Source organism: Streptomyces sp. ICBB 8177, from assembly GCF_003144095.1.
In the GTDB taxonomy this organism is placed as follows: Bacteria; Actinomycetota; Actinomycetes; order Streptomycetales; family Streptomycetaceae; genus Streptantibioticus_D.
The window spans coordinates 95,617-120,274 of record NZ_NSKH01000023.1 but is presented as its reverse complement, the minus strand read 5'-3'; the positions used below and the strand labels follow the sequence as shown (position 1 = coordinate 120,274).

General features: G+C 74.8%; 23 protein-coding genes. 16 read left to right on the top strand and 7 right to left on the bottom strand.

What is annotated here, in order from left to right; translation table 11 throughout:
• Positions 1-31 precede the first annotated feature (31 nt).
• The 3 genes from CK485_RS21005 (at position 32) to treZ (ending at position 5,544) form a co-directional block, all read left to right on the top strand.
• Positions 32-2,119: a hypothetical protein gene (locus CK485_RS21005; RefSeq protein WP_241968509.1), complete on the top strand. Its 2,088-nt coding sequence runs from the start codon at positions 32-34 to the stop codon at positions 2,117-2,119.
• 61 nt (positions 2,120-2,180) lie between these two features.
• Positions 2,181-3,722, top strand: coding sequence for an ABC transporter substrate-binding protein (locus tag CK485_RS21000; RefSeq protein WP_109453426.1), 1,542 nt, complete (start codon positions 2,181-2,183; stop codon positions 3,720-3,722).
• 76 nt (positions 3,723-3,798) lie between these two features.
• The gene (gene treZ, locus CK485_RS20995) at positions 3,799-5,544 is read left to right on the top strand and encodes a malto-oligosyltrehalose trehalohydrolase (protein WP_109453425.1); all 1,746 of its coding nucleotides are present in this window, start codon (positions 3,799-3,801) and stop codon (positions 5,542-5,544) included.
• Positions 5,545-5,597: 53 nt separating this feature from the next.
• On the opposite strand, the gene zapE is transcribed toward treZ, so the two are convergent.
• Positions 5,598-6,740 carry a cell division protein ZapE gene (gene zapE / locus CK485_RS20990; protein WP_199239460.1) on the bottom strand — a complete coding sequence of 381 codons (1,143 nt, stop codon included), beginning with the start codon at positions 6,738-6,740 and terminating at the stop codon, positions 5,598-5,600.
• Between zapE and CK485_RS20985 the strand changes: the two genes are divergently transcribed.
• Positions 6,739-7,527 carry a pyrimidine reductase family protein gene (locus CK485_RS20985; protein WP_109453423.1) on the top strand — a complete coding sequence of 263 codons (789 nt, stop codon included), beginning with the start codon at positions 6,739-6,741 and terminating at the stop codon, positions 7,525-7,527. The genes zapE and CK485_RS20985 overlap by 2 nt on opposite strands.
• Before the next feature lie 223 nt (positions 7,528-7,750).
• Complete coding sequence (locus CK485_RS20980; RefSeq protein ID WP_109453422.1) at positions 7,751-8,218, top strand: indole-3-glycerol phosphate synthase; 468 nt, start codon at positions 7,751-7,753, stop codon at positions 8,216-8,218.
• A gap of 3 nt (positions 8,219-8,221) precedes the next feature.
• Here the strand turns inward: CK485_RS20980 and CK485_RS20975 are convergent, their stop codons facing one another.
• A complete protein-coding gene (locus CK485_RS20975) occupies positions 8,222-8,917 on the bottom strand; it encodes an ABC transporter ATP-binding protein (RefSeq protein WP_109453421.1) in 696 nt (231 codons plus the stop codon).
• A gap of 62 nt (positions 8,918-8,979) precedes the next feature.
• Complete coding sequence (locus CK485_RS20970; RefSeq protein WP_109453420.1) at positions 8,980-10,038, bottom strand: ABC transporter permease; 1,059 nt, start codon at positions 10,036-10,038, stop codon at positions 8,980-8,982.
• A gap of 171 nt (positions 10,039-10,209) precedes the next feature.
• Here CK485_RS20970 and CK485_RS20965 point away from each other — a divergent pair, with 171 nt between their 5' ends.
• The 6 genes from CK485_RS20965 (at position 10,210) to CK485_RS20940 (ending at position 15,457) form a co-directional block, all read left to right on the top strand.
• Complete coding sequence (locus CK485_RS20965) at positions 10,210-11,412, top strand: sensor histidine kinase (RefSeq protein WP_342673494.1); 1,203 nt, start codon at positions 10,210-10,212, stop codon at positions 11,410-11,412.
• A complete protein-coding gene (locus tag CK485_RS20960) occupies positions 11,409-12,041 on the top strand; it encodes a response regulator transcription factor (protein WP_109453419.1) in 633 nt (210 codons plus the stop codon). Before CK485_RS20965 ends, CK485_RS20960 begins: the two co-directional genes overlap by 4 nt.
• 74 nt (positions 12,042-12,115) lie before the next feature.
• Positions 12,116-13,513 carry a UDP-N-acetylmuramate--L-alanine ligase gene (gene murC, locus CK485_RS20955; protein ID WP_109453418.1) on the top strand — a complete coding sequence of 466 codons (1,398 nt, stop codon included), beginning with the start codon at positions 12,116-12,118 and terminating at the stop codon, positions 13,511-13,513.
• Positions 13,514-13,523: 10 nt separating this feature from the next.
• Complete coding sequence (gene msrB, locus CK485_RS20950; RefSeq protein ID WP_109453417.1) at positions 13,524-13,931, top strand: peptide-methionine (R)-S-oxide reductase MsrB; 408 nt, start codon at positions 13,524-13,526, stop codon at positions 13,929-13,931.
• 202 nt (positions 13,932-14,133) lie between these two features.
• On the top strand, positions 14,134-14,589 hold the full coding sequence (locus tag CK485_RS20945; protein ID WP_199239459.1) for a hypothetical protein: 456 nt from the start codon (positions 14,134-14,136) through the stop codon (positions 14,587-14,589).
• A 157-nt stretch (positions 14,590-14,746) separates the two neighbouring features.
• Entirely contained in the window at positions 14,747-15,457 is a 711-nt protein-coding gene (locus CK485_RS20940) for an aminoacyl-tRNA hydrolase (protein ID WP_241968586.1), read from the top strand.
• On the opposite strand, the gene CK485_RS20935 is transcribed toward CK485_RS20940, so the two are convergent.
• A complete protein-coding gene (locus CK485_RS20935) occupies positions 15,405-15,995 on the bottom strand; it encodes an AAA family ATPase (RefSeq protein ID WP_241968508.1) in 591 nt (196 codons plus the stop codon). The two genes, CK485_RS20940 and CK485_RS20935, sit on opposite strands and share 53 nt — an antisense overlap.
• Before the next feature lie 241 nt (positions 15,996-16,236).
• Between CK485_RS20935 and CK485_RS20930 the strand changes: the two genes are divergently transcribed.
• Entirely contained in the window at positions 16,237-16,998 is a 762-nt protein-coding gene (locus CK485_RS20930) for a DUF4142 domain-containing protein (protein ID WP_109453416.1), read from the top strand.
• Positions 16,999-17,084: 86 nt separating this feature from the next.
• Positions 17,085-17,885 carry a TIGR04222 domain-containing membrane protein gene (locus CK485_RS20925; RefSeq protein ID WP_109453415.1) on the top strand — a complete coding sequence of 267 codons (801 nt, stop codon included), beginning with the start codon at positions 17,085-17,087 and terminating at the stop codon, positions 17,883-17,885.
• Between the two features lie 99 nt (positions 17,886-17,984).
• On the opposite strand, the gene hemQ is transcribed toward CK485_RS20925, so the two are convergent.
• From hemQ to hemE, 3 genes are read right to left on the bottom strand one after another with little or no spacing between them, the layout of a single operon-like run.
• Entirely contained in the window at positions 17,985-18,707 is a 723-nt protein-coding gene (gene hemQ, locus CK485_RS20920; protein ID WP_109453414.1) for a hydrogen peroxide-dependent heme synthase, read from the bottom strand.
• A 55-nt stretch (positions 18,708-18,762) separates the two neighbouring features.
• Positions 18,763-20,247: a protoporphyrinogen oxidase gene (gene hemG, locus CK485_RS20915; protein WP_109454299.1), complete on the bottom strand. Its 1,485-nt coding sequence runs from the start codon at positions 20,245-20,247 to the stop codon at positions 18,763-18,765.
• Positions 20,248-20,270: 23 nt separating this feature from the next.
• On the bottom strand, positions 20,271-21,344 hold the full coding sequence (hemE, locus tag CK485_RS20910) for a uroporphyrinogen decarboxylase (protein ID WP_109453413.1): 1,074 nt from the start codon (positions 21,342-21,344) through the stop codon (positions 20,271-20,273).
• A gap of 90 nt (positions 21,345-21,434) precedes the next feature.
• Here hemE and CK485_RS20905 point away from each other — a divergent pair, with 90 nt between their 5' ends.
• The 3 genes from CK485_RS20905 (at position 21,435) to CK485_RS20895 (ending at position 24,473) form a co-directional block, all read left to right on the top strand.
• On the top strand, positions 21,435-22,058 hold the full coding sequence (locus CK485_RS20905) for a DUF3000 domain-containing protein (RefSeq protein WP_109453412.1): 624 nt from the start codon (positions 21,435-21,437) through the stop codon (positions 22,056-22,058).
• A gap of 368 nt (positions 22,059-22,426) precedes the next feature.
• A complete protein-coding gene (locus tag CK485_RS20900; protein WP_109453411.1) occupies positions 22,427-23,089 on the top strand; it encodes a response regulator transcription factor in 663 nt (220 codons plus the stop codon).
• A 136-nt stretch (positions 23,090-23,225) separates the two neighbouring features.
• Positions 23,226-24,473 (top strand): HRDC domain-containing protein, encoded by a 1,248-nt coding sequence (locus CK485_RS20895; RefSeq protein ID WP_109453410.1) that lies wholly within the window; start codon positions 23,226-23,228, stop codon positions 24,471-24,473.
• Positions 24,474-24,658: the final 185 nt, after the last annotated feature.

Genomic DNA, 24,658 nt, shown 5'->3' with positions numbered 1-24,658 from the left:
GCTGCGAAGGGGGACCAGCACTGTGCCCGACGTGCCCGTCCGTCCGCTCGGCCTGGAGGCCGTCGAGACGCTGGTCCGCGACTGCTGGGTGCGCGCCCGGCAGGGGACGCGGCGGGCGGACCGCCCGTTGCCGGTCGTCGTGCTGCTGGGGCGGCACGGCAGCGGCAAGACCGCCGCACTGGAACACCTCGCGCACCGCGCGTCCACCGCGCCCACGGCCGGCCACGACTTCGCCGCCGCGACGCTGCGCCCGCACGAGGTCGCTGCGCGGCTGGCGTTCCGCCTGTCGCTCAAGGCTCCGCACCAGCGGCCCCTGCACTTCCCCCGCCTCACCCACGGACTGGTCGCCGTCGACCCGGAGTTGCGGCTGGACGCCAACAACCCCGAGCACGCCAAGCACCAGTTGGCCAAGGCGATGCGCTCGGCCCGCAAGCGTGCCGCGGGGCCCGCGGCGGACGCGCTGTCGGAGGTCGTCGGGCTGCTCAACGACATCGGGGTGATCCCGGTGCCGGGCGCCGGGCTGCTCGCCTCGCTGCTGCTGCGCGGCATCGGGCCGAGGTTGTTGTCGACGGTGTCGCGCTCCGGCGTCGAGTGGTACGGCGAGGGCAGCCCGTCGGAGCCGCTGGCCGCGCTGGTGGCCCTCAACGAGCGCAGCCGCAGCGAGGATCCGGCCGACGCCGAGCGGGTGGACCGGCTGCTGTGCGAGGCGTTCCTCGCCGACCTGCGGGCGGCCTACGCGGGGCGGCCGGGCCTGGGCCGGGACCGCAACTGCCTGGTGGTGCTGGACAACATCGACCGCGGTGACGGCACCCGTTTCCTCAGTCTGCTGCTGGAGCTGCGCGAGGCGCTGATGCGGGCGGCGCCGGACGGCGGGTGCGATCCGCTGCTGGTGGTCGCCACGTCCTCGACGGCCCGCGCGGTGCCGGGCCCGTTCGACCCGGGACCGGCGGGGCTGCGGATCAGCCGGGGCGAGCGGGCGTCGTACGACGACTGGCACGACGCGGTGCCCGCCTCGCCCGCGGACGCGTCCTGGTGGTGGTACGCCGTGCAACTGCCGGACCTGACGGCCGGTCAGGTCTCGCAGCTCGGGGCGGCGATCGCGCCGAGGCTGCCGGAGGCGACGCCGCTGGTGCACCGGCTGACGTACGGGCATCCGTGGAGCGTGCTGCGCACGCAGCGGGCGGCGGCCCGGCTGCTGGAGCGGCCGGACGCCCAGGAGCGGCTGCGCGGCATCCTCGACTCCGGTCCGCTGGTGCGCGACCCGGGCGGCGCGGGCGGCTCGCCGGCGCCGCCGACGCTGGGCCAGGAGGCGTTGCGGTACCTGACGCAGGGCATGGACGCCGAGCAGCTGGCGGGCCTGGTGACGTGCGCGGCGGCCCGGGACATGGAGTCGGCCGTCAACTCCGGTCTGCTGGAGGGGTTTTCTCCCCGGCTGCGCGAGACGCTGCTGGAGGACACCGCCGAGCGGCTGTGGATGGTGCCGCCGCTGTCGGAGGACGCGGGCACCCGTGGCGGGCGCGGCTCCGGCTACCTGCCCGCGGACGGCCCGGCGGCGCACCCGAGGCGGCTGCCCGAGTCCCACGTGCTGCAACCGTGGCTGCGCCTGCTGCTGACCCGGGAGCTGGCCGCCCGCGAGGGGGGCGGGCCGCACCCGGACTGGGACACCGCGCACGAGCGGATGCGGGCCTGGCACGCGGACCGCGCGGGCCACGAACTCGCCGTACCGCACCACATGTTGGCGCTGGGCAGGGTGGACGAGGTGGTGACGGCGCTGCGCGTCTCGCTGGGCGGGCTGCCGACCGAGGCGTGGCTGTACGAGCTGTACGCGGTCACCGCGGCGCCGATGCGCGACCCGGTCGTGCTGTCGGAGCCCGCCTCGCACCGCGCCGACCGGCTCGCCCGCGACCTGGCGCCCGAGGCGTACGGCAAGCACCGCTCCCTGGCGCTGCTGGTGACCGCGTTGTGGCTGGCGGTCGATCCGCGCAACCGGCTGCCCAGTGCCCGCCCCGAGCTGAACTTCACCATCAGCGCCTCGCTGCGCGACCTGGCCCTGCACGCCGACGCCAACAGCGCCGTGCTGCGGTCGGAGGCCGCCCGCTACGAGGCGCGTTCGACGTGAGGACGCGTGGCGCCGCCGGGCTGTGGCGGCGTGCGGTGTCCCGTTCCGTAGGAGGTCGATCGTGTTCTCCCGCTCACCGGCACGTTCCCCCGGTTCCGACGGCACCTGGGACCCGCCGCGCCCGTGGTGGCGGGGGCGGCTGGGAGTGCTGGCGCTGGTGGTCGCCCTGGTCGCGCTGGGCACCGGCGTCTACTCGCTGGTGCGTCCGGCGAGCACGCGGTGCGCCGACGGCGTCGCGAAGGTGGGCCCGGACCACGCCTGCGTGGGGCTGACGGACGGCTCCTACGCGTACTCCCCCGACCTGGCCTCGTTGTTCGGCCTGATCCACACGGAGAACGACCGGGTGCGGGCGGCGGCGGCCAAGCCGGGCGGCGCGCCGTGGGTCGGGGTGGTGTACCTGATGTCGATGGTGCAGGGCCCGGGCAGCACCAACACCACCGACTCGATCCGGCACGAGCTGGAGGGCGCCTACACCGCGCAGTGGGAGGCCAATCACACCGACGCGCAAGGCGATTCGCCGCAGATCGTGCTGCTGCTCGCGCACACCGGCGCCACCACCGCGCAGCGCGACTACACCCTCGCGCAGATCAGCCGCTACCGCACCGCCGACCATGTCGTCGCGGTGGCGGGCCTGGGCACCAGCACGCTGGCGACGCGTTCCAGCATCGAGCAGCTGACCCGGCAGGACCTCGCCGCGTTCGGTTCGGTCATCACCTCCGACGACCTGATCGGCATCCCCGGCCTGGTGCGCGTCGCGCCCTCCAACTCCGACGAGGCGGCCGCGGCGGCGAAGTACCTGCTGAGGACGGCGCCGAAGGCGAAGGTGCTGCTGGTCGAGGACACCCGGTCGGACGACCTGTACACCTCGACGCTCGCCACCTCGTTCCGCAAGAGCTATCCGGCCGGACTGCTGGTCGACCAGCCGATGGCGTACGACTCGTCGAAGTCGGACGTCTCGACGTACTTCACCCAGCAGATGGCCAACGTGTGCCTGGACGCGCCCGACGTGGTGTACTTCGCCGGCCGGGGCATCGACCTGCCGCGCTTCCTCGCGCCGCTGTCGCACCGGCAATGCGCCGACAAGCCGCTGACCGTGGTCTCCGGCGACGACGCCTCGCAGGTCGGGCAGTCCGCCGGGGTCGGCCAGGTCAAGGACGCGCTGCGGCTGGGCGACATCAGGCTGCTGTACACCGGACTCGCCCACCCGGGCGCCTGGACGCTGCGCCCGCAGTCCTTCGACGCCACCGCGATCGCGCCGTTCCAGCCCGGCGGCGAGTTCCGCACCGCGTTCCCCCGCGAGGCACTGGACGACGGGCAGGCGATCATGGGGTACGACGCGACGCTGACCGCCGTCACCGCGATCCGCAACGCGTCCTCCGGAGGCACCGCCGCGGACACGGTGACCGGCGCCGACGTGGTCCAGATGACGACGCTGCTGTACGGGGCGAGGGCGGTGTCGGGGGCGAGCGGGCTGATCTCGCTGGACTCCGGGGGCGGCCCGAGGAACAAGGCGATACCGATCGTCGAGTTGAGCCAGGACGGTTCGGTACATACGGTCGCGGTGTCGTCACGCGACGGTGATCCGCCGAACGCGCATCCGTAGGCGTCCGGCGCGGGCGCGTGGGCAGATGTCCGGCATACGCGCCGGGAGCGGCGCCAGTCGTCACGAGGAGGACCGCGTGGGGTACGAGGTGTGGGCGCCGCTCGCCCGGCGGGCCGTCGAGGTCGAGATCGCCGGAGCCGGCCATCCGATGCGCCCCGATCCGGCACGGCCCGGCTGGTGGACGGCGCCCGAGGGCCTGCCGTGGGAGGACGGCACGCGGTACGCCTTCCGGGTGGACGGGAGCGAGCCGCTGCCCGATCCGCGCTCGGCACGGCAGCCGGACGGCCCGGACGGCCCCAGCGCGGTCGTGGACCACGCCCGCTTCGCGTGGACGAATCCGTGGCGGGGGCGCCCGCTGCCCGGCGCCGTCCTGTACGAGCTGCACGTCGGCACCTTCACCCGTGAGGGCACCTTCGACTCCGCCGCGCGCCGCCTGGGCCATCTGGCCGAGCTGGGGGTCACCCATGTCGAGCTGATGCCGGTCTGCCCGTTCCCCGGCACGCACGGCTGGGGGTACGAGGGCGTCTCGCTGTGGGCGGTCCACGAGCCGTACGGCGGGCCCGAGGGCCTGAAGCGGTTCGTGGACGCCGCGCACGGGCTGGGGCTCGGTGTGGCGCTGGACGTCGTGCACAACCACCTGGGCCCGTCCGGCAACCATCTGCCGCGCTTCGGCCCGTACTTCACCGACCGCCACTGGACGCCGTGGGGCTCGGCGGTCAACCTGGACGCGCCGGGCTCCGACGAGGTTCGGGCGTTCCTGCTGGGCAGCGCGCTGGCGTGGCTGCGCGAGTACCGGCTGGACGGTCTGCGGCTCGACGCGGTACACGCGCTGGCCGACTCCCGCGCGCTGACGTTCCTGGAGGAGCTGTCGACGGCCGTGGACGCGCTCGCCGCCGAGACCGGGCGCCCGCTGTTCCTGGTCGCCGAGTCCGACCTGAACGACCCGCGTACCACCGCGCCCCGGGAGGCGGGCGGCCTGGGCCTGCACGCACAGTGGAGCGACGACTTCCACCACGCGTTGCACGCCGCGGTGACCGGCGAGGCGCACGGCTACTACGCGGACTTCGCGCGGGCCCCGCTGGCGGCGGTCGCCAAGACGCTCACCGGCGGTTTCTTCCACGACGGCACGTTCTCCTCGTTCCGCGGGCGCGTCCACGGACGCCCGCTGCCGCGCACGAGTCCGGGCCACCGGCTGCTGGGGTACGCGCAGACCCACGACCAGATCGGCAACCGGGCGGTCGGCGACCGCCTGACGCCGCGTCAACTCGCCCTGACGGCGGCCCTCGTGCTGACCTCGCCGTTCACCCCGATGCTGTTCATGGGCGAGGAGTGGGGGGCCTCGACGCCGTGGCAGTTCTTCACCGACCACACCGATCCGCAGCTGGCGGAGGCGGTGCGCACCGGGCGGCGGCGGGAGTTCGCCGAGCACGGCTGGGCCGAGGCCGACGTGCCCGACCCGCAGGACCCGGCGACCCGGCTGCGGTCCTGCCTGGACTGGGACGAGCGGGACCGCGAGCCGCACGCCTCACTGGCCCGGTGGTACGCGGCCCTGCTGGCCCTGCGGTCCTCCCAACCGGCACTTTCCGACCCCGACTTGACGCTCACTCAGGTCGCGTACGACGAGGACGAGCGGTGGATGCTGGTGACGCGCGGGGGCGGCCTGCACGTCGCCGTCAACTTCGGCCGGGCCGCCTGGAAGGTGCCGCTGGCCGACCCGGCGGTGCTGGCCGCGTCGTCCCGGCTGGACCACGCGGGCGGGGAGCTGCTGCTGCCGGCCGGCACGGCGGCGGTGCTGCGCGACGACAGCGCCGAGACGGCCTGACGACGGGCCGCCGCGTGACGCCGGGCCGCCGCCTCGGGCGGCCTTCGGAGCGCTCAGGTCCGCTTGGCGTCGCGGGCCAGGGCGGTGAGCCGGGAGATGGCGCGGAAGTACTTCTTGCGGTAGCCGCCCGCCAGCATCTCGTCGCTGAAGATCCGGTCGAACGCGGTGCCCGACGCCATCACCGGCACCTCGCGGTCGTAGAGCCGGTCGGCGAGCACCACCAGGCGCAGCGCGGTCGCCTGGTCGCCGACCGGTTCCACACCGCGCAGGAAGACCGCGTCCACCCCGTCGCACAGCGCGCCGTAGCGGCTGGGGTGGACCCGGGACAGGTGCCCCAGCAGCGGCCCGAAGTCGTCGAGCGAGGCGCCGGGCGTGCGGTACGCGGCCTCGGTGACCTCCTCGTCGGCGTACGGCGGCGGCGCCTCGGGCAGGCCGCGGTGGCGGTAGTCCTCGCCGTCGATGCGCAGCGAGCGGAACCGGGCGGACAGGCCCTGGATCTCCCGCATGAAGTCGGCGGCGGCGAACCGGCCCTCGCCCAGCTTGCCGGGCAGGGTGTTGGAGGTCGCCGCGAGCTTGACCCCGGCGTCGGCGAGCTTGCCCAGCAGCGTGGAGACCAGCACGGTGTCGCCGGGGTCGTCGAGTTCGAACTCGTCGATGCACAGCAGCCGGTGGCCGCTGAGCGCGGTGACCGCCTGCTGGAAGCCGAGCGCGCCGACCAGGTTGGTCAGCTCCACGAACGTGCCGAACGCCTTCTGTTCGCGCGGCGCGGGCGCGGCGTGCCACAGCGAGGCCAGCAGGTGGGTCTTGCCGACGCCGTAGCCGCCGTCGAGGTAGACCCCGCTGGGCCCGGCAGCCGCCGCGGGCGCCTCCTTGCGGAACCACCGGCGCCTGCCGCCCGCCGCGGCCGTCGCGCCGCCGCCCAGGCCGGCCGCGAAGCCGCTCAGCACGGTGACCGCCTCCGCCTGGCTGGGCTGCCCCGGGTCCGGCAGGTAGGTGTCGAACCGTACGGCGTCGAAGCGCGGCGGCGGCACCATCTCGGCGACCAGCCGGTCGGCGGGCACGTGCGGTTCGCGGTCGCACAGCGAGACGGGCTCGGCGTCCGCCGCTTCGGCTATCGGGCGCGGCCGCGGGGACGAGGGCGATGACGTCGATGACACAGTCACCAAGCCTACGGGCCGTGTCACACTGCGTTCCATGCGCCGCTTGTTCCCCACGCCGGAAGGCGATGAGACGTTCGCCACGCCCGCCGGTCCGTTCGACACCCTCGACGCGCTCGCCGACGCCTACGCCTACCCGGCTCCGCTGCCGGAGGGGACGGCGTGGATGCGGGCCAACATGGTCGCCTCGCTGGACGGCGCGGCCCGGCACGACGGCCGCTCGCAGCCGCTGTCCTCCGACGCGGACATGCGGATCTTCGGGGTGCTGCGGGCGCTCGCGGACGCGGTGGTGGTCGGCGCGGAGACGGTGCGCCAGGAGGGTTACCGGCCCGCGAAGGCCCGCGAGGCGTTCGCGGAACGCCGTGCCGCCCTGGGGCAGACCCCGGCGCCGGTGATCGCCGTGGTCAGCGCGGGGCTGGACCTGGACTTCTCGGCGCCGCTGTTCACCTCTCCGGTGGTGCCGACGGTCCTGCTGACCGGCGCCGAGGCCGACCCGGGGCGGATGCGGGCCGCCGAGGCCGCAGGTGCCCGGGTCGTGATCGCGGGGGCGGGCGACCGCGTGGACCCGGCGGCGGCGGTGCGCGCGCTGGCGGGGCTGGGGCTGCGGCGGCTGCTGGCCGAGGGCGGGCCGCGTCTGCTGGGTCAGTTCGCGGCGGCCGGGGTGGTGGACGAGATGTGTCTGACCATCGCACCGCTGATCACCTCGGGCCTGGCGCCGCGGATCATGAACGGACCGGTGGTGGAGGTTCCGGAACGCTTCACTCCGGCGAGTGTCCTGGAGGAGGACGGATTCCTCTTCACCCGTTACGTGCGCGAGCGCCGATAGTCGCGTGGGCCGTCCCGGGCCCCGCTTCGCGCCGTAGTACCGGGTCACGACTCGTGCGTACCACCCCTTGAACAACCGTCCGCACTCCTCGTTTCACCACTCCGGAATGCCTCGTTCCGTTTATTGTCGCGAGGGAAAGCTTCTCTCGCGTTGCCCCGGCCGATGCGGGGCAGGATGGTTTCCGTGGGGGCCGAGTGGCCCGTGAGGAAGAAGGACGAGATCCGTGATCACGACCGTACTCATGATCGAGAAGCCGCTCGCCCCCGTTGACGTGCAACTGGTCACCACCCTGCACACGGGCGAGACCGTCTCCTTCGTCGTTCTCATGCAGCCGCGCGGCGACCAGGAGCGGTTGCTGCGCGCCCTGGACGACGTGGCCCTGGGCGAACTGCGCGAGGCCGCCCGCGAGGAGGAGGAACCGGAGGGCGAGAACGCGCTCGCCCCCGCGATGCACTCGCTGGAGCACAGCCTCAGGGCCCTGCGGGCGACCGGTGCCCAGGCGGTCGGCGAGATCGTCGGCGAACACCCGCTGGACCTGCTGAAGTCGGTGGTGGAGCAGACGCACGCCGACGAGGTGATCGTGCTGACCACGCCGCACCTGGTCGAGGAGTTCTTCCACCGCGACTGGGCCTCCCGTGCCCGGCACACCGTGGGCGTCCCGGTGCTCAAGCTCTACGCCCACAACGAGTGACGCTCACGCGGCGGCCAGCACGCCGTCGCGCATCAGCAGCACCCGGTCGGCCCGGGCCAGCAGCGCGCGGTCGTGGGTGACCAGCACGGTCGCGGTGCGGTGTTCGCGCGTCACCGAGGCCAGCAGGTCCATAACGCGCGCGCCGCGTTCGTGGTCCAGGGCCGAGGTCGGCTCGTCGGCCAGCAGGACGGCGGGGCCGGGGAAGAGCGCGCGGGCGATGTTGACGCGCTGACGCTCTCCGCCGGACAACTGGTGCGGTCTGCGGCGCCACTTGGCCGCCTCGAGGCCGACGCGTTCCAGCAGCTCCCCGGCGCGGGCCCGGGCCGCCCGGGGGCTGCCGCCGCGCAGGTGCTCCACCGCGAGCAGCTGCTCGACGGCGGTCAGCGAGGGCAGCAGGCTGGACTGCTGGAAGACGATGCCGACCGACTCGCGCCGCAACGAGGTCAGCGCCCGCGGGCTCAGCCCGGCCGTCTCCCGCCCCGCGACCATCACGCGTCCGGCGTCCGGGCGCAGCAGCGTGGCGGCGACGGCCAGCAGGCTCGACTTGCCGGACCCGGAAGGGCCGGCGACGGCGGTGAACTCCCCGGCCCGCACGGTGAGCGAGACCCGGTCGAGCGCGGTGAGGCGGCGGTCGCCGTCGGGGTAGGTGAGCAGGACGTCGTCGAGGACGAGCGGCGGCGTCGGCGCGGTGGGGGTCATCGGGGGTCCTTCGGTCCGCTGTCGGCTGGTGGCCGTGGCCGGGGATGGCGCGGGTGGCGGTCTCATCGCGCCGCTCCCAGCGCCGTCAGCGGGTCGACCGCGGTGATCCGCCGCACCGCGAGCGCCGAGCCCGAAAGGCCCAGCACGACCATGACCGCGACCGGCACCGCGACCGTCCCGGCGCCCACCGCGAACGGCACCGCCGACGACGCCAGCGCGCCTCCGGCCGCCCCGACCGCTCCCCCGGCCAGCGCCCCGGCCGCCAGCACGGCCAGCGCCTGCCCGAGCGCGTCGCGCACCAGGTAGCCGGTGCCGGCGCCGACCGCCTTGAGCACGGCGACGTCCGGCCCGCGCTGCACCGTCCACACGGTGAAGAACGCCCCGGTGACCAGCGCGCTCACCGCGAACAGGAAGGCCTGGATCAGGCGCAGGCTGCCCTGCTCGGCGCCGTAGCCGTCGATCCCGGCGAGCGCGGCGGCCCGGCCGACCGCCCGGGTGCCCGGCACGGGCGTGCCCGTGGGGTGGCCGTCGACCGCGAGGACGGTCGGCTGCCGCTGCCCGCTGACCTGCTCCCAGGTCGCCGTCGTCGTCCAGACCGCCGGGGCGTGCGCGTACGACAGGTCCTGGCCGATGCCGCTGACCGTCAGCCGCTGCGCGCCGAGGCTCACGATGGCGCCGACCCGGGCGTGACACGTGTCGGCGGCCTGCTCGCTCAGGACCACCTGCCCGTCGTGCGGGGCGGCACCGGAACGCAGCGCCGGCAGCAGGCCCGCCGGGCCGCCGAAGACGCTCACCGAGCCGGACTCGCCGGCCGAGGCGATCCGCGTCATGGCCACGCCGAGCGGTTCGGCGCGGGTGACGCCGGGCATCGACGCCCACGCGGCGGCCTGCCCGGGAGCGACCGTGCTGCCGCTGAACGACACCGGCGGCGCGGCGCTCCCGGGTCCGGCGAAGACGATCAGGTCGGCCGGCAGGTGCGAGACCGCGGACGACGACGCCCGCGACAGGCCGCCGGTCAGGCCGTAGAGGAAGACGACGAGAGTGGTGATGAGGGCGACGACCGCACCCATGAGCGCGAAGCGGCCCTTGGCGAAGCGGATGTCGCGCAGCGCGACGAACACCGGGTTCCTCCTGGGGAGTCGGACTCCGGCAAGCCTGCCCGGGCGGAGCCCCGGCGCCGTCGGGCAGGCGGTCGGTCGCCGCGTCGTCCGTTGGGAGCGGGGCGACATCCACCGAACGATCGATGCCGGCGCCCGTCTTCGGCCGGTTCGGCGCCCGTACCCTCGTACAGCGTGAACGCCCCCGACCCGACCGCCGCCCCGCCGGGGCACGTGCCCGACGACACCCGTGCGCTGCGGCTGACCCGCGCCGCGCTGCATGGCATGTTCTACGTGCTGCTGGCGATCGCGCTGGGCCGGGCGGCCGGCGGCGCGGCGGACCGGTGGGTGCTGGTTTTGGGGCTGCTGCTCGCGGCGGTCTACCCGGCCGGGGCGCTGGGCCTGCGGCGCGGGCGCGGCGGGACGGCGGTGTGGCTGGCGGCGCTCACGCTGCTGTGGGCGGCGGCGCTGGCCGGTGACCCGGACTTCGGCTATCTGGCGTTCCCGCTCTTCTTCCTCTACCTGCATCTGGTGCCGGTGCGCTGGTCGTTGCCGTGCGTCGCGGCGGTGACCGCCGCGGTGGTGGTCACGCAGGCGGCCGGTCCTGGCGGGTTGACCGCGGCGAAGGTCATCGGCCCACTGGCCGGCGCCGCCGTCGCCGTGCTGACCGCGTACGGCTACGCCGCGCTGTACCGGGAGAGCCGGGCCCGGCAGCGGCTCATCGACGACCTGGTCACCACCCGCGACGAACTCGCCGCCGCCCAGCGCGAGGCGGGACGGCTGGCCGAGCGGCAGCGGCTGGCCCGGGAGATCCACGACACCCTCGCGCAGGGCCTGTCCAGCATCGTGCTGCTGGCCAGGGCCGCCGACAGCGCGCTGCCGTCCGGCGCGGCGACCGGCACCGCGCGCGAGCACATCCGCGAGGCCGGACGCACCGCCGCCGACAACCTCGCCGAGGCGCGCCGCTTCGTGCACGCCCTCACCCCGCCCGCGCTCCAGGACGCGCCGCTGCCGGAGGCCCTGCGCCGGGTGACGGGCGGATACGGGGAGCTGGCCACGTTCCGGGTGGACGGACAGCCGTTCCCGCTGGCGGTGGAGGCGGAGGTGGCGCTGCTGCGGCTGACCCAGGAGTCGCTGGCCAACGCCGCCCGGCACGCCTCGGCGGGCCGGGTCGCGGTGACGCTGGGGTTCCTCGACGGGCAGGTGACGCTGGACGTCTACGACGACGGCGTGGGCTTCGACCCGGACGCGGTGCGCGCGGGCGGCGGCTTCGGGCTGCACGGGATGCGGGAGCGGATCGCCGCGCTCGGGGGCACGCTGACCGTCGAGTCGGCGCCTGGCGAGGGCACGGCGGTCGCCGCGTCGCTCCCGGCCGGCGCGGCGGGGGTGACGGCGTGATCCGGGTGCTGATCGTGGACGACCACCCGGTGGTGCGGCGGGGGCTGCGGGCCATGGTGGACGACCTGCCGGAGCTGACCGCGGTCGGCGAGGCGGCGGACGGCGCGGCGGCGCTCGCGCTGGTGGCGCAGGACGGTCCGGCGCCGGACGTCGTGCTGATGGACCTCCAGATGGGCGCGGGGATGCACGGGGTGGAGGCCACCCGCCGGATCACCGCGCTGCCCGATCCGCCCGCGGTGCTCATCCTGACCACGTACAGCACGGACGCCGACATCCTGGCGGCAGTCGAGGCTGGCGCCACCGGCTACCTGCTCAAGGACGCGCCGCCGGAAGACGTGGCGGAGGCGGTCAGGGCGGCGGCGCGCGGTGAGACGGTGCTGGCGCCGCCGGTCGCGGCACGGCTGCTGGGCCGGGTGCGGTCCGGCCGTCCGGCGCTGTCGCCGCGCGAGACGGAGATCCTCGGGCTGCTGGCGGAAGGACTGGCCAACCGGCAGATCTCCAAGCGGTTGTTCATCAGCGAGGCCACCGTGAAGACGCATCTGGTGCACATCTACGACAAGCTGGGCGTCGACAGCCGTACCGCCGCGATCGCCGCGGGCCTGGCGGGTGGGCTGATCCGCGCGGGGTGAGTGCGAGAATCGGAGCACCTGTTGTGCCGGGCGACCCACCAGCCCGCACGCCGCTCAGCCGAGGAGAACCGCGCATGGCCCACGCCCTCCCCCCCGCCATGGACCGACCGCACTTCATCGCCATCGGCGGCATCGGGATGTCGGGCGTCGCGAAGATCCTCGCGGCGCGCGGCGCCACGGTGAGCGGCAGCGACGCGAAGGACTCGGCGACCTGCGCCGCCCTGCGCGAGCTGGGCGTCACCGTGCACGTCGGGCACGACGCCGCGCACCTGCCGGACGACGCGAGCTGCGTGGTCGTCTCCAGCGCGATCCGCGAGGACAACCCGGAGCTGGTGGCCGCCCGGGAGCGCGGGGTGCCGGTGGTGCACCGCAGCGACGCGCTGGCGGCGCTGATGGACGGCGCGCGGGCGCTGGCAGTGGCCGGGACGCACGGCAAGACCACGACGACCTCGATGCTGGCGGTCGCGCTGACGAAGCTCGGGCTCGACCCGTCGTACGCGATCGGCGGCGACCTGGACGCGCCCGGGTCGAACGCCCGCCACGGCGCCGGGACGGTCTTCGTGGCCGAGGCGGACGAGTCGGACCGCAGCTTCCACAAGTACGCGCCCGAGGTGGCGATCGTTCTCAACGTCGAGCTGGACCACCACGCCAACTACGCGTCGATGGACGAGATCCACGACTCCTTCGAGGCGTTCGCCGACCGGCTCACCGAGGGCGGCACGCTGGTGTGCTGCGCCGACCACGCGGGGGCGCGCGAGCTGACGGCGCGGGTGCGTGACCGGGTGCGGGTGGTGACCTACGGCGAGGCGGCCGACGCGGACGTGCGGGTCACGCGGATCACGCCGTACGGCCTGACCAGCGAGGTCGCCGTGGTGCTCGACGGCACCGAGTGGGTCTTCACGGTCTCGGTGCCCGGTCGCCACTACGCGCTGAACGCGGTCGCCGCGCTGACCGCTGGCCACGCGATGGGGCTGCCGGCCGACTCGCTCGCCGAGGCGCTCGGCTCGTACACCGGGGTCAAGCGGCGCCTCCAGCTGAAGGGCACCGCCGCCGGGGTGCAGGTCGTCGACTCCTACGCCCACCACCCGACGGAGATCGCCGCCGACCTGGAGGCGATCCGCGGCGGGGCGGGCGAGGGCCGGGTGCTGGTGGTCTTCCAGCCCCATCTGTTCAGCCGCACCCAGCAGTTGGCGGCCGAGATGGGCCAGGCGCTGGCGCTCGCCGACGCGTCCGTGGTGCTGGACATCTACCCGGCGCGCGAGGACCCGATCCCGGGTGTCACCAGCGCGCTGATCGTGGACGCCGCCCGCGCGGCCGGTGCCGACGTCACCGCCGAGCACGACAAGGACGCCGTTCCCGGGGTGATCGCAGGAATGGCCAAGCCGGGCGATCTCGTTCTCACCATGGGGGCGGGAGACGTGACCGACCTGGGTCCGCGCGTCCTGGCCCGTCTGTCCACCGTGGAGAGCTGAGGAGCGGTTCATGCCGTACGAGGTCGACAAGCCCGAGGAGCAGTGGCGGGCCGAGCTGACGCCCGCCGAGTACGCGGTGCTGCGCGAGGCGGGCACGGAGCCCGCGTTCGTGGGCGAGTACACCGACACCAGGACCGAGGGCGTCTACTCCTGCCGGGCCTGCGGGGCGGAGCTGTTCCGGTCGGACACCAAGTTCGCGTCGCACTGCGGGTGGCCGTCGTTCTACGACCCGAAGGACACCGACGCGGTCGAGCTGCTGGAGGACCGGTCGCACGGCATGGTCCGCACCGAGGTGCGCTGCGCCCGCTGCGGCTCGCACCTGGGCCATGTCTTCGAGGGCGAGGGGTATCCGACCCCCACCGACCAGCGCTACTGCATCAACTCCATCTCTCTGCGACTGATCCCGAGCGGGGAGTGACGGCGGGGGCGGAAACAGGTGTACGGGCCCCTTGTTCGAACCCCTTGTGCGCATACCGGTGAGTAGGTACTGTTCGGCCAGTCTGCCCGATTAGGACCCCCTCACGGGTCGGCCGCGAAGGGCCCCGGCCAGCGTGTACCGGCCGCTTCGGCTCTCACCGGACACCCCCTGCGGGCAGACGGGAACAGGCAAGGGAGCACACGTGGCACCAACGACACCTGAACCGGACCCCATCGTGGGTGGGCACCGCGAGCCGGGCCCGGCCCCCACTCCGCCCGCCCGCTGGCCGGGCGCCGTGCGCCTGCCGGGATCGCCGGGCTTCGAGCAGTCCGCCAAAGCGTGGCTGTTCGACCTCGCCCCCGCCCGCTGGCGCTATGAGGAACTGCTGCACAAGCATCCGCTGGAGCTGGCCCGCATGGTGCGGCTGCGTCTTGAGGCCGACATCGCCGCCATGCAGGCGGGTCTGCGCGGACTGCGCGGCTCGCTGCTCGGTCACCGCCCGGCCGACGCGTGCGACGTCTACGCCCGCGAGCACGCGTGGGCCAGCGCCATGCGCGATCAGGTGGAGCTGATCGAGGAAGCGCTGACCTCGGCCCTGGCCACCGCCAGGCGTCGTCCGTCCCTCCCCCGGCCGCGCCCGGCCACCGGCCGCTCCTGAGGGAGCGGCCCGCCGACGGCGGTGGGCGGGACGGCCGTGAGCCGTTCCCGCCCACCGCCGTCGCCCGTTCGTGGCGTGGGATGCTGGTCCGGTGACCAGCTCCGATCCGTTCAGCGCCCCCACCAGCCCCGCCCAGACCGGTGACGGCGACGGTCCCGTGCGGGCCGGGCAGGCCGACGACCGGGACGTCGCGCCGCAGTTCGTGCTTCCGCTCGTCGTGCGCATGGAACGCGACGCGCCCCCGGCGCGCACCGACGCGCTGGAGACCTCGGCTCGGGCCGTGCTGACGTTCCTGGCCGACGAACGCGCCACCGGTGACGGCGAGTGGGCCCGCGCGCGGCGGGACTGGGAGGACGCCCGCATCCGCAAGGTGGTGCGCCGGGCACGCGGCGCGGAGTGGCGGCGGGCCGAGAAGCTGCCGGGGATCACCGTGACCGGGCGGGAGGCCGAGGTGCGGGTCTACCCGCCGGTGCCGCTGGACGGCTGGCCGAAGGACCTGGCCAGGCTCCAGGTGTCGGGGACCGAGTTGGAGGACCGGGACACGCCTCAGGCCCCGGCCCCCGCGTCGCCCGTGCTGTGGCTCAACCCGGGGCTGGAGATGTCGGCGGGCAAGACCATGGCGCAGACCGGCCACGCGGCCCAGCTGGCCTGGTGGGAGCTGCCGGAGCCGGCCCGTGCGGCCTGGCGCGAGGCGGGCTTCGCGCTATCGGTGCGCACGGCCGAGGCGGACCGGTGGGCCGGGTTGGTGGACAGCGGGCTTCCGGTGGTGCGGGACGCGGGCTTCACCGAGATCGCCCCCGGCTCCTGCACGGTGGTCACCGACCACCCGGCGCTGCGCCCCCGGGCACCGCGGGCCACAGCGCGATGAGCCGGTCCGCGACCGCGCCGACCGGCAGGTTCGCGGTGTCCACGACCAGCGTGCCGGGCGGATCGGTCGCCGCGATCTCCTCCTGCTGACGTTCGCTGCGCCGCAGCCGGTCGCGCGTGCCGCCGCCGACGCCGTGCCGCCGCACCCGGAAGGCGAGGACGTCGCGGGGCGCGGTGAGGCGGACGACGGTGACCGCCGCGTCCGGCACGGCCTCCGCGATCCAGCGCAGTTCCTGCCTGAGGTCGGCGAAGACGCCGCACAGCACCAGGCGGTGGTGGCCCAGTCCGGCGTAGGTGGCCCACATCGCGGCGAGGTTGCGGCGGGCGGCCTCCCACTCCGGCAGCCCGGGCAGCGGCCACGGGTGGACGCGGTCGAGTTCGTCGCGGTCCACCAGCGCGTGGGCGAGTCCGCCCGCCGCCAGTCGCCGGGACACCTCATGGGCGGTCGAGGTCTTGCCGACCCCGGCCGCGCCGCAGATGACGAGGGCGTCCACCGTGTCCCGGATGCCGCCACGCCCCTCGCCGCTCACCGCCGTCACCGTTCGCAGTGTGGTCCGAGGTGGGCGGCACCGCCAGATCCCAAGCTCAAATCCCGCTCTGAACGGTGTCTTTGAGTGGACTGTGAACCGAACGCGGAGCGAGGACCCAGGGCGGGTGAGGTGAAGTGGCCCGGCCGATAACGAAACGAAGACGATGGCGCCGCGAAGGTACTAACGTACGGTCGCACTTCGTACTGCCGAGTGCGGCGCGCCCTTTCGCGTCCCGCATCAGGAGGCGCCCATGCACATCCATCCGTCCCTCAGGTCCACCGCCGCCAGTGGACTCGTGGCGGGAGCCCTGGTCTGCACCCTGGCCTCGCTGGTGTACCCGGTCTACAAGTTCACCAAGACCCAGGACACCGCGGCCGGTACGCGTGCGCAGGCCCCCGTGGTCGCGGGCTTCCCGACCCCGAGCGGGCCGACCGAGACCACGGTCTCCGGGCCGCTGACCGCCGCCGACCGCGAGTTCGTCGTCCAGGTCAGGCTCAGCGACCTGTGGGAGCTCCCGGCCGGGCAGCAGGCGCAGGCGCAGGGCACCACCGCGGCCGTGCGCTCCGCGGGCGGCGACCTGGTCACCGGCCACACCCGGCTGGACGGGGACGTGCAGTCGGCCGCCGTGGCGGTCGGCGTGGACCTGCCGACCCAACCGGACGCCGGGCAACGGGCCTCGCTGACGCGACTGAGCGACGCCCAGGGCACCGCGTACGACAAGCTGTTCGCCAACACCCTGCACGGTTCGGACGACGCGCTCTTCCAGTTCGCCGCGCAGATCCGGGCGGACACCCAGAACTCGGTGGTCCGGCGGCTGGCGACCCAGACCAACGGCATCATGCTCCAGCAGATCGCCGCGCTGGAGCGCACCGGCCTGGTCGACTTCACCGCCGGTGGCGGCCCCACCACCGCGGCGACACCCACTCCACCCGCGACCTCGGCGCCCTCGTCCCCTGCGCCCGCGCCGCCCACGATCACGTACACCATCTCGGCCAGCGAGGTGCCGAGATGAATCTCACCGCTCCCGTTACGGACTATTCGCACATCCGTCCCCAAAAGGGGGAGCGGAATGTCAGTGCCGTCCAGTAGAAAACCCGTATGTGGGTTTCACTGCTTCTCCTCGCCTGGGCAGCGGCGATCCTCTCCTGCGCACGACTGTGCCGGGCGGCGGTCGTCGTCGCCGACCGGCACCCGGTGCCGGACGGCCCGGGGTTCGTGCTGACCGGCCCCGGGCAACTGGGGCTGTACGAGACCGCGTTCCTGGCCGGCGGGCCGCACCGGGTCACCGATCTCACGCTGGTCGCGATGTGCCGTGAGCGCCGCATGCTGCTGGCGCACACCGGGTGGGCCACCGTCGTCGACCCGGTGGGGCGGGACGAGGTGGAGCGCTCGCTGCTGGCGATGATCGGGCCCGAGGGCCAGTCGCGGATACCGGTGGTACGCAAGAGGCACGCGACGGCGGCCGCGGTGCGGGTGCTGGGCGAGCGGCTGGTCTCCGACGGGCTCGCGGTGCCCGCCTCCGCGCGCGACCGGGTGGCGTCGGGGATGCGGCTGGTGATGGCGTCGGCCGGGCTGATCGTCGCGCTGCTCGCGGTCACGGCCGGGCTGGGGATCCGCGGCTCGCACGACTCGGCGCCGCTGTGGTTCGGCCTGCCGCTGGTGCTGACGCTGGGCTGCCTGCTGATAGCCCGGTTGGAGATCGTGCCCTACACCCGCTGGGCCTCGCCGGCCGGTGAGGCGGTGCTGCGCGCGATCCCCATATCCCGGCACCACGCCGCCGCGGGCGACCGCGCGCTGCTGACCGCGCTTGCGCTGCGCGGGCCGAAGGCGCTGCCCGATCCCGCGCTGCGCGCCGCCCTCGGCCACGGCCGCCTCAAGCGCGCGGAACTGGCCGCCTAGAGCGGCCCGAAGGCGCGTAAGCCGCGCGGACACGAGCGCCCGCCCGGGCGCGGTGCGCGCCGGGCGGGCGGGGTCGAACGGCGGCTCGCCGTCCGCGGTCTACGCCAGGCCCTCGACCAGTTCCGCGACCGAGCGGCGGCGGCCGGTGTAGAACGGGACCTCCTCGCGCACGTGGCGGCGCGCCTCGGAGCCGCGCAGGTGGCGCATCAGGTCGACGATGCGGTGCAGTTCGTCGGCCTCGAAGGCGAGGATCCACTCGTAGTCGCCGAGCGAGAAGGAGGCGACGGTGTTGGCCCGCACGTCCGGGTAGCCGCGCGCCATCTTGCCGTGGTCGGCGAGCATCCGGCGGCGGTCCTCGTCGGGCAGCAGGTACCAGTCGTAGGAGCGCACGAACGGGTAGACGCTCACGTAGTCGCGCGGCGTCTCGTCGGCGAGGAACGCGGGGATGTGCGACTTGTTGAACTCCGCCGGGCGGTGCAGCGCCATGTTGGACCACACCGGCTCCAGCGAGCGGCCCAGCTTCGTGCGGCGGAAGCGGTTGTAGGCGTCCTGGAGCGCGTCGGAGGTCTCCGCGTGCCACCAGATCATGACGTCGGCGTCGGCCCGCAGCCCCGAGACGTCGTACGTGCCGCGCACGGTGACGTCCTTGGCGTCGAGCTGCCCGAACAGCTCGTCCACCTCGTCCGCGAAACCGGAGCGGTCCTCGGGCAGCGCGTCGCGCAGCCGGAAGACCGACCAGAGCGTGTAGCGGATCACGTCGTTGAGGTCGCGGGCCTTCTTGCCCGCGTTCGGGGCCTTGGCGGGTGCAGCGTTCTCGGTCATACGGACATTCTCCCGCGCCCCGCCGGACGCCCCGCCGCAGGGGGGCCGGGACCGCTCAGGGCCGGGCGGCGCCGTCCGCTTCGCCCAGCAGTTCGCCCAGCAGGCGGTCCGCCGCCGCGCGGGCACCGCCGACGCAGGCGGGGATGCCGACCCCGTCGTAGAGCGCCCCACACACCGCGACCCCGGGCAGCTTGTCGACGTGCTCGCGGATGCGGGCGACCCGTTCCAGGTGGCCGACCGGGTACTGCGGCAGGCCGCCGTTCCAGCGGGTGACGCGGGCGGCGACCGGGGCCGCGGTGATGCCCACCGCGCGTCCGAGGTCCTCGCGCGAGAGCCGTACGAGGTCGGTGTCGTCCCAGGCGAGGTCGGCCTCGTCCCCGTGGCGGCCGACGGAGGTGCGCAGCACGAAGGTGTCGGGGCCGGCCTCGTCCACCCAGCCCCACTTGCGGCTGGAGAAGGTGGACGCCTTGATGGTGCGTCCGTCCACCGGCGGCACCAGGAAGCCGCTGCCGCCCGGCAGGCCCAGCAGGTCGCGGCGGCGGAACGCCATCGTCACCAGTGCCATGCTCGCGTACTCGACGCTCTCCAGTTCCGCGGCGGCGACGGGCGCCTCCGAGGCCAGCAGCCGCGCCGCGACCGGGGCGGGCACCGCCAGCAGCACCGCGTCGGCGGCCAGTCGGCCGGGCCCTTCGGGACCGCGCACGTCGAGCGTCCACCCGGTCGCGGTCCTGCGCAGCGCGGACACCTCGGTCCCGGTGCGCAGGTCGCCCCCGGCGGCGCGGCAGGCGTCGGCGACGGCGAGCGGCAGCCTGCCGACGCCACCGCGGATGCCCATGAAGACCGACGGCTCACCGGCCACCGCGCGCCCGGAGGCCTGCTGCGCGGCGGCCGCCTTGCGCTGCGCGGCCCGCACGCCCTCGATCAGCGACCTCCTGCCGCGGATCGCCTCGAACAGCTGCGGGACGGCGGCGCGCATCGAGATGCGGTAGGCGTCGCCCGCGTAGACGCCGCCGAGCAGTGGTTCGACGAGGCGGTCGACGACCTCGCGGCCGAGCCGGGCGGCGACGAACGCGCCGACCGCGACGTCCTGACCGACGCGGGTGCGCGGCAGCACGTGGTCGAGCGGGATGCGGGCGAGGGCGGCGGGTGACAGGACCCCGGAGGCGGACAGCGGCCCGAGGTCGCCGGGCACGCCCATGATGTGGCCGCGCGGCATCGGGCGCAGCCTGCCCCGGGTCCACAGGGCGGCGGAGGCGGTGGCGGGCGGCTGGAGGTCGGCGGCGAGACCGACCTCGCGGGCCAGGCCGACCGCCTCGGGACGGCGGGCGAGCATGGACTCGGCGCCCAGGTCCACCGGCACGCCCGCGATCTCGTCCGCGTACAGCTTGCCGCCGAGCCGGCCGTCGGCCTCCAGCAGCGTCACCCGCGCGCCGCCCGCCAGCAGCCGGTGGGCGGCGGCGAGTCCGGAGATCCCGCCGCCCACCACGACGACGTGGCGGCCGCCCGGGGCGGAACGCGGGGCCGGGGTGGCTGCGTTCATGCCGTCCACTGTGCCACCGGCTCTCAGCGCTCGGTCGTGGTGTGGACGAAGTCCACGAGCGCGGTCAGCGCGTCGGGGTCGGTGGTCGGCAGCACGCCGTGACCCAGGTTGAACACGTGGCCGGGCGCGGCCTGCGCGGCGTGCAGCACCTCGCGCGCCTTGGTCTCCACGGCGGTCCGCGGCGCGAACAGGACGGCCGGGTCGAGGTTGCCCTGAAGCGCCTTGCCGGGGCCGACCCGCCGGGTCGCCTCGTTCAGCGGCACCCGCCAGTCGACGCCCACCACGTCGGCGCCGGCCTCGCCCATCAGCCCGAGCAGTTCGCCGCTGCCGACCCCGAAGTGGATGCGCGGCACGTCGTACCCGGCGACCGCGTCGAAGACCTTGGCGGAGGCGGGCATGACGGAGCGGCGGTAGTCGTCGGGGGCCAGCGCGCCGACCCAGGAGTCGAACAGCTGCACGGCCGAGGCGCCGGCCTCGATCTGGACCTTCAGGAACGCTGAGGTGATGGCGGCGAGCCGGTCCAGCAGTTCGGCCCACAGCTGCGGGTCGCCGTACATCATGGCCTTGGTGCGCTCGTGGTTGCGTGACGGGCCGCCCTCGACGAGGTAGCTCGCGAGGGTGAACGGCGCGCCCGCGAAGCCGATCAGCGGGGTGGCGCCCAGTTCGGCGGTGAGCATGCCGATCGCCTCGGTCACGTACGGCACGTCGTCCGGCTCCAGCGGCCGCAGCCGGTCGAGGTCGGCGCGGGTGCGGACCGGCTCGGCGACGACCGGGCCGACGCCCGGTTTGATGTCGAGGTCGAGCCCGATGGCCTTGAGCGGCACGACGATGTCGCTGAAGTAGATGGCGGCGTCGACCTTGTGCCGGCGCACCGGCTGGAGGGTGATCTCGGTGACGAGGTCGGGGCGCGCGCAGGACTCGAGCATCCCGACGCCCTCGCGGACCTTGTGGTACTCCGGCAGGGAGCGCCCGGCCTGCCGCATGAACCACACCGGGGTGTGCGGGACCGGCTCGCGCCGGCAGGCGCGGATGAACGCGGACCCCGCGGTCGCGGAGGCGGGGCGGTGGTCGGCGGTGGCTCGCTCGTCAGCACTCACGGGGTGAATCTTCGCATGGGCCGATGGAGCGACCCGCCGCACCCACGGTCTTCCCGTACGCGGCGGTGCGGGCGGCCTAGTCTTCCGGGCATGGCAGCGGCACAGGGGCACTCCGATGACGGGGACGGGGCACCACTGGTGTTCCAGCGGGCGGTCGGCACGCTGCGGGCGGCTCGGGTGCGGCCGGAGGTGGAACTGGCGCCGATGCCGGCGCCCCGCAAGCTCGCTCCGTACGCCTGCGCGGTGGAGGCGTCGGTGCTCGTGGAGGGGGAGGAACTGGCGGACGGACGGCTGGTGCTGCTGCACGACCCGGCCGGGCAGGAGGCCTGGAACGGCACGTTCCGGGTGGTGACGCTGGCCCGGGCGGACCTGGAGCCGGAGATGGCGGCGGACCCGTTGCTGCCGGAGGTGTGCTGGTCGTGGCTGACCGGCGCGCTGGCGGCGCGCGGCGCGGCGTACTGCGAGCCGAGCGGCACGGTCTCGCGCAGTTCCTCGCACTACTTCGGCGCGCTCGCGGAGCGCCCGGACAGCACCCAGATCGAGGTGCGCGCCTCGTGGACGCCGCAGGACACCGCGGCGGGCGGGCCGGACGCCGCGGCGCACCTGACGGCGTGGTGCGAGCTGCTGTGCGCGGGTGCGGGGCTGCCGCCGTCGGCGGGCGCCGAGCAGGGCGGCGGGGTCGTGTCGCTGCCGAACCGCCGCGGGCCGAGGTGATGGACTGAATCCGGCCATCCGGCCGGATCCCGCCCCGAGTCCGGCACGAGCGCCGCCGGGCCCGGATCGCGGGGTCTTCGCCCGCGCTTCGCCGCCCTTCGCCCGGCCCGCCGCGATCTTCGCCCGGCTCGGTGCGACGATCGGCCTGGAGCCGCCACGACAGCCCGTCAGATGACCGCAGCTGTCGCACTTCCGCTCGAAAACGATCGCTTGGCGGTCCTTCTTGCCCGGAACATTACCGAATAAATCGTGATCTTTCTCTAAAGCCGGGTTCACATACTGCCGAAGAGGACTGTGACCACTAATCCTCGCGGTACCCGCCGGCCCTCCCCTCGCCGGACGCGGTCCGCCACTGCACAGGAGGCCCGGTGTCGGTTCTTCTCGACCACCCCACAAGCCTGGTCGCCTACCGCCCGATCAAGCCGACGGCCATGGTCGTCGTCGCCGACCCCCGCGTCCGCAGCACTGTCACCCGGCATCTGTGGGCGCTCGGCGTCCGTGACGTGATCGAAGCGTCGTCCATCGCGGAGGCCCGCCCCCGGGTCGGCACGCCACGCGACATCTGCGTCGCCGACGTCCACCTGCCCGACGGTTCCGGGCTGACCCTCCTCGCGGAGACCCGGGCGGCGGGCTGGCCCAACGGCCTGGCGCTGTCGGCCGCCGACGACATCGGCGCGGTGCGCAACGCGCTGGCCGGCGGCGTCAAGGGCTACGTGGTCACCGGCACCCGGACCAACATCGGCCTCGCCCAGCGCCCCGGCGCCGCCCCGATCGGCGCGCCCGGCGCCCGCATGCAGCGCCGCCCCCCGGGCGCCCCGGGCCACCCCGGCGGCTACCGCGAGCTGTCCGGCCGCGAGGTGGAGGTGCTGCGGCTGGTCGCCGAGGGCCAGTCCAACAAGGCGATCGGCGTCTCGATGGGCCTGTCCGCGCTCACCGTCAAGAGCCACCTCGCCCGCATCGCCCGCAAGCTGGGCACCGGTGACCGCGCCGGGATGGTGGCGGTGGCTCTGCGCACCGGCATCATCCACTGACGCCCCAGCGGATTCGAACGCCTGCCGACGGAACGTTCCGGCGGCAGGCGTTCCGCTGCGCCGGGACGCCCCGGGTTTCCACGGGACGGAACATCGCGCCGGGTCCGCCCCCGGCGGGCCCGGCTACCCTTGACGGGTGACCGACGCCCGAGAGACCGCAGCAAGCGAAGACATCCCGGCGCCGGTCCCGCTGCTGGATCCGCGCGAGGGCATCCCGCCGGTGACCGCCAGCCCGGAAGCCCTCGCCGAGGTGGTGGCGGCGTTCGCCGCCGGCTCCGGACCTGTCGCCGTCGACGCCGAGCGCGCATCCGGTTACCGCTACGGGCAGCGGGCCTACCTGGTCCAGCTGCGCCGGGCCGGAGCTGGGACCGCGCTGATCGACCCCATCGCCTGCGGTGACCTGACCGCGCTGGGCGACGCCGTCGCCGACGCCGAATGGATCCTGCACGCGGCGACCCAGGACCTGCCGTGCCTGGCCGAGATCGGGATGCGCCCGCGCCGGCTCTTCGACACCGAACTGGCCGGACGGCTGGCCGGGTTCCCCCGGGTCGGCCTCGGCGCGATGGTCGAGAGCGTGCTCGGGTACGCGCTGGAGAAGGGGCACTCGGCGGTCGACTGGTCGACCCGGCCGCTGCCCGAGCCCTGGCTGCGCTACGCCGCGCTCGACGTCGAGCTGCTGGTGGACCTGCGCGACGCGCTGGAGGCGGAACTGCGCGAACAGGGCAAGCTGGAGTGGGCGTTGCAGGAGTTCGCCGCGATCGCCGCCGCCCCGCCGCCCGCCCCGCGCACCGACCCGTGGCGCCGCACCTCGGGGATGCACAAGGTCAGGCGCCGCCGGCAGCTGGGCGTCGTACGGGAGTTGTGGACGCTGCGCGACCGGATCGCCCGGGAGCGGGACGTCTCCCCCGGCCGGGTCCTGACCGACGCGGCCATCGTGGCCGCCGCCCTGGCCGTGCCGGCCAACGTGCACGCCCTGGCGGCGCTGCCCGGTTTCGGCAACCGGGTCGGCCGCCGCCAGCTGGAGGTCTGGCAGGACGCCGTGGAACGGGTGAAGGCCATGCCGGAGCGCGACCTGCCGCAGCCGGGGCCCGCGCCGTCCGGACCGCCGCCGCCGCGTTCCTGGGCCGACCGCGATCCGGCCGCCGCCGCCCGGCTCGCCGCCGCCCGCGCCGCCGTGACCGCCGAGGCCGAGCGACTGGGCCTGCCGCAGGAGAACCTGATCGCGCCGGACATCGTGCGCCGACTGTGCTGGGAGCCGCCCGCCGACCCGACGCCGGAAGCGGTCGCCGAGCGGCTGCGCGAGCGCGGCGCCCGGCCGTGGCAGGTCGGCCTGGTCGCGGACGTGATCGCGAAGGCGCTGCGCACCCCGGCCCCGGAGGCGTAGCGCCAGGCCCTGGAGCCGTAGCGCAGGCCCCGAAGCGCGGCGGCGGGTCAAGGAGGCGTGGCGCCAATCCTCCCGCGGGTGTGACCTTCACCGCTTGCGGTGGGGGGACTGGGCACGTTGGTTACTCGCAAGTAGCATGATGGGGGTGAGCCGCCGTCGTACTCGTGGCGGCTCCCGCAGCGCCC

Bases quoted from the DNA above. Each gene is read 5' to 3' on its own strand.
- CK485_RS20985 (WP_109453423.1), top strand. From the start codon at position 6,739: ATGCGCCGCTTGTTCCCCACGCCGGAAGGCGATGAGACGTTCGCCACG.
- zapE (WP_199239460.1), bottom strand. From the start codon at position 6,740: ATGGAACGCAGTGTGACACGGCCCGTAGGCTTGGTGACTGTGTCATCG.
- CK485_RS20975 (WP_109453421.1), bottom strand. From the start codon at position 8,917: ATGACCCCCACCGCGCCGACGCCGCCGCTCGTCCTCGACGACGTCCTG.
- murC (WP_109453418.1), top strand. From the start codon at position 12,116: ATGGCCCACGCCCTCCCCCCCGCCATGGACCGACCGCACTTCATCGCC.
- msrB (WP_109453417.1), top strand. From the start codon at position 13,524: ATGCCGTACGAGGTCGACAAGCCCGAGGAGCAGTGGCGGGCCGAGCTG.
- CK485_RS20930 (WP_109453416.1), top strand. From the start codon at position 16,237: ATGCACATCCATCCGTCCCTCAGGTCCACCGCCGCCAGTGGACTCGTG.
- CK485_RS20925 (WP_109453415.1), top strand. From the start codon at position 17,085: ATGTGGGTTTCACTGCTTCTCCTCGCCTGGGCAGCGGCGATCCTCTCC.
- hemQ (WP_109453414.1), bottom strand. From the start codon at position 18,707: ATGACCGAGAACGCTGCACCCGCCAAGGCCCCGAACGCGGGCAAGAAG.
- hemG (WP_109454299.1), bottom strand. From the start codon at position 20,247: ATGAACGCAGCCACCCCGGCCCCGCGTTCCGCCCCGGGCGGCCGCCAC.
- CK485_RS20905 (WP_109453412.1), top strand. From the start codon at position 21,435: ATGGCAGCGGCACAGGGGCACTCCGATGACGGGGACGGGGCACCACTG.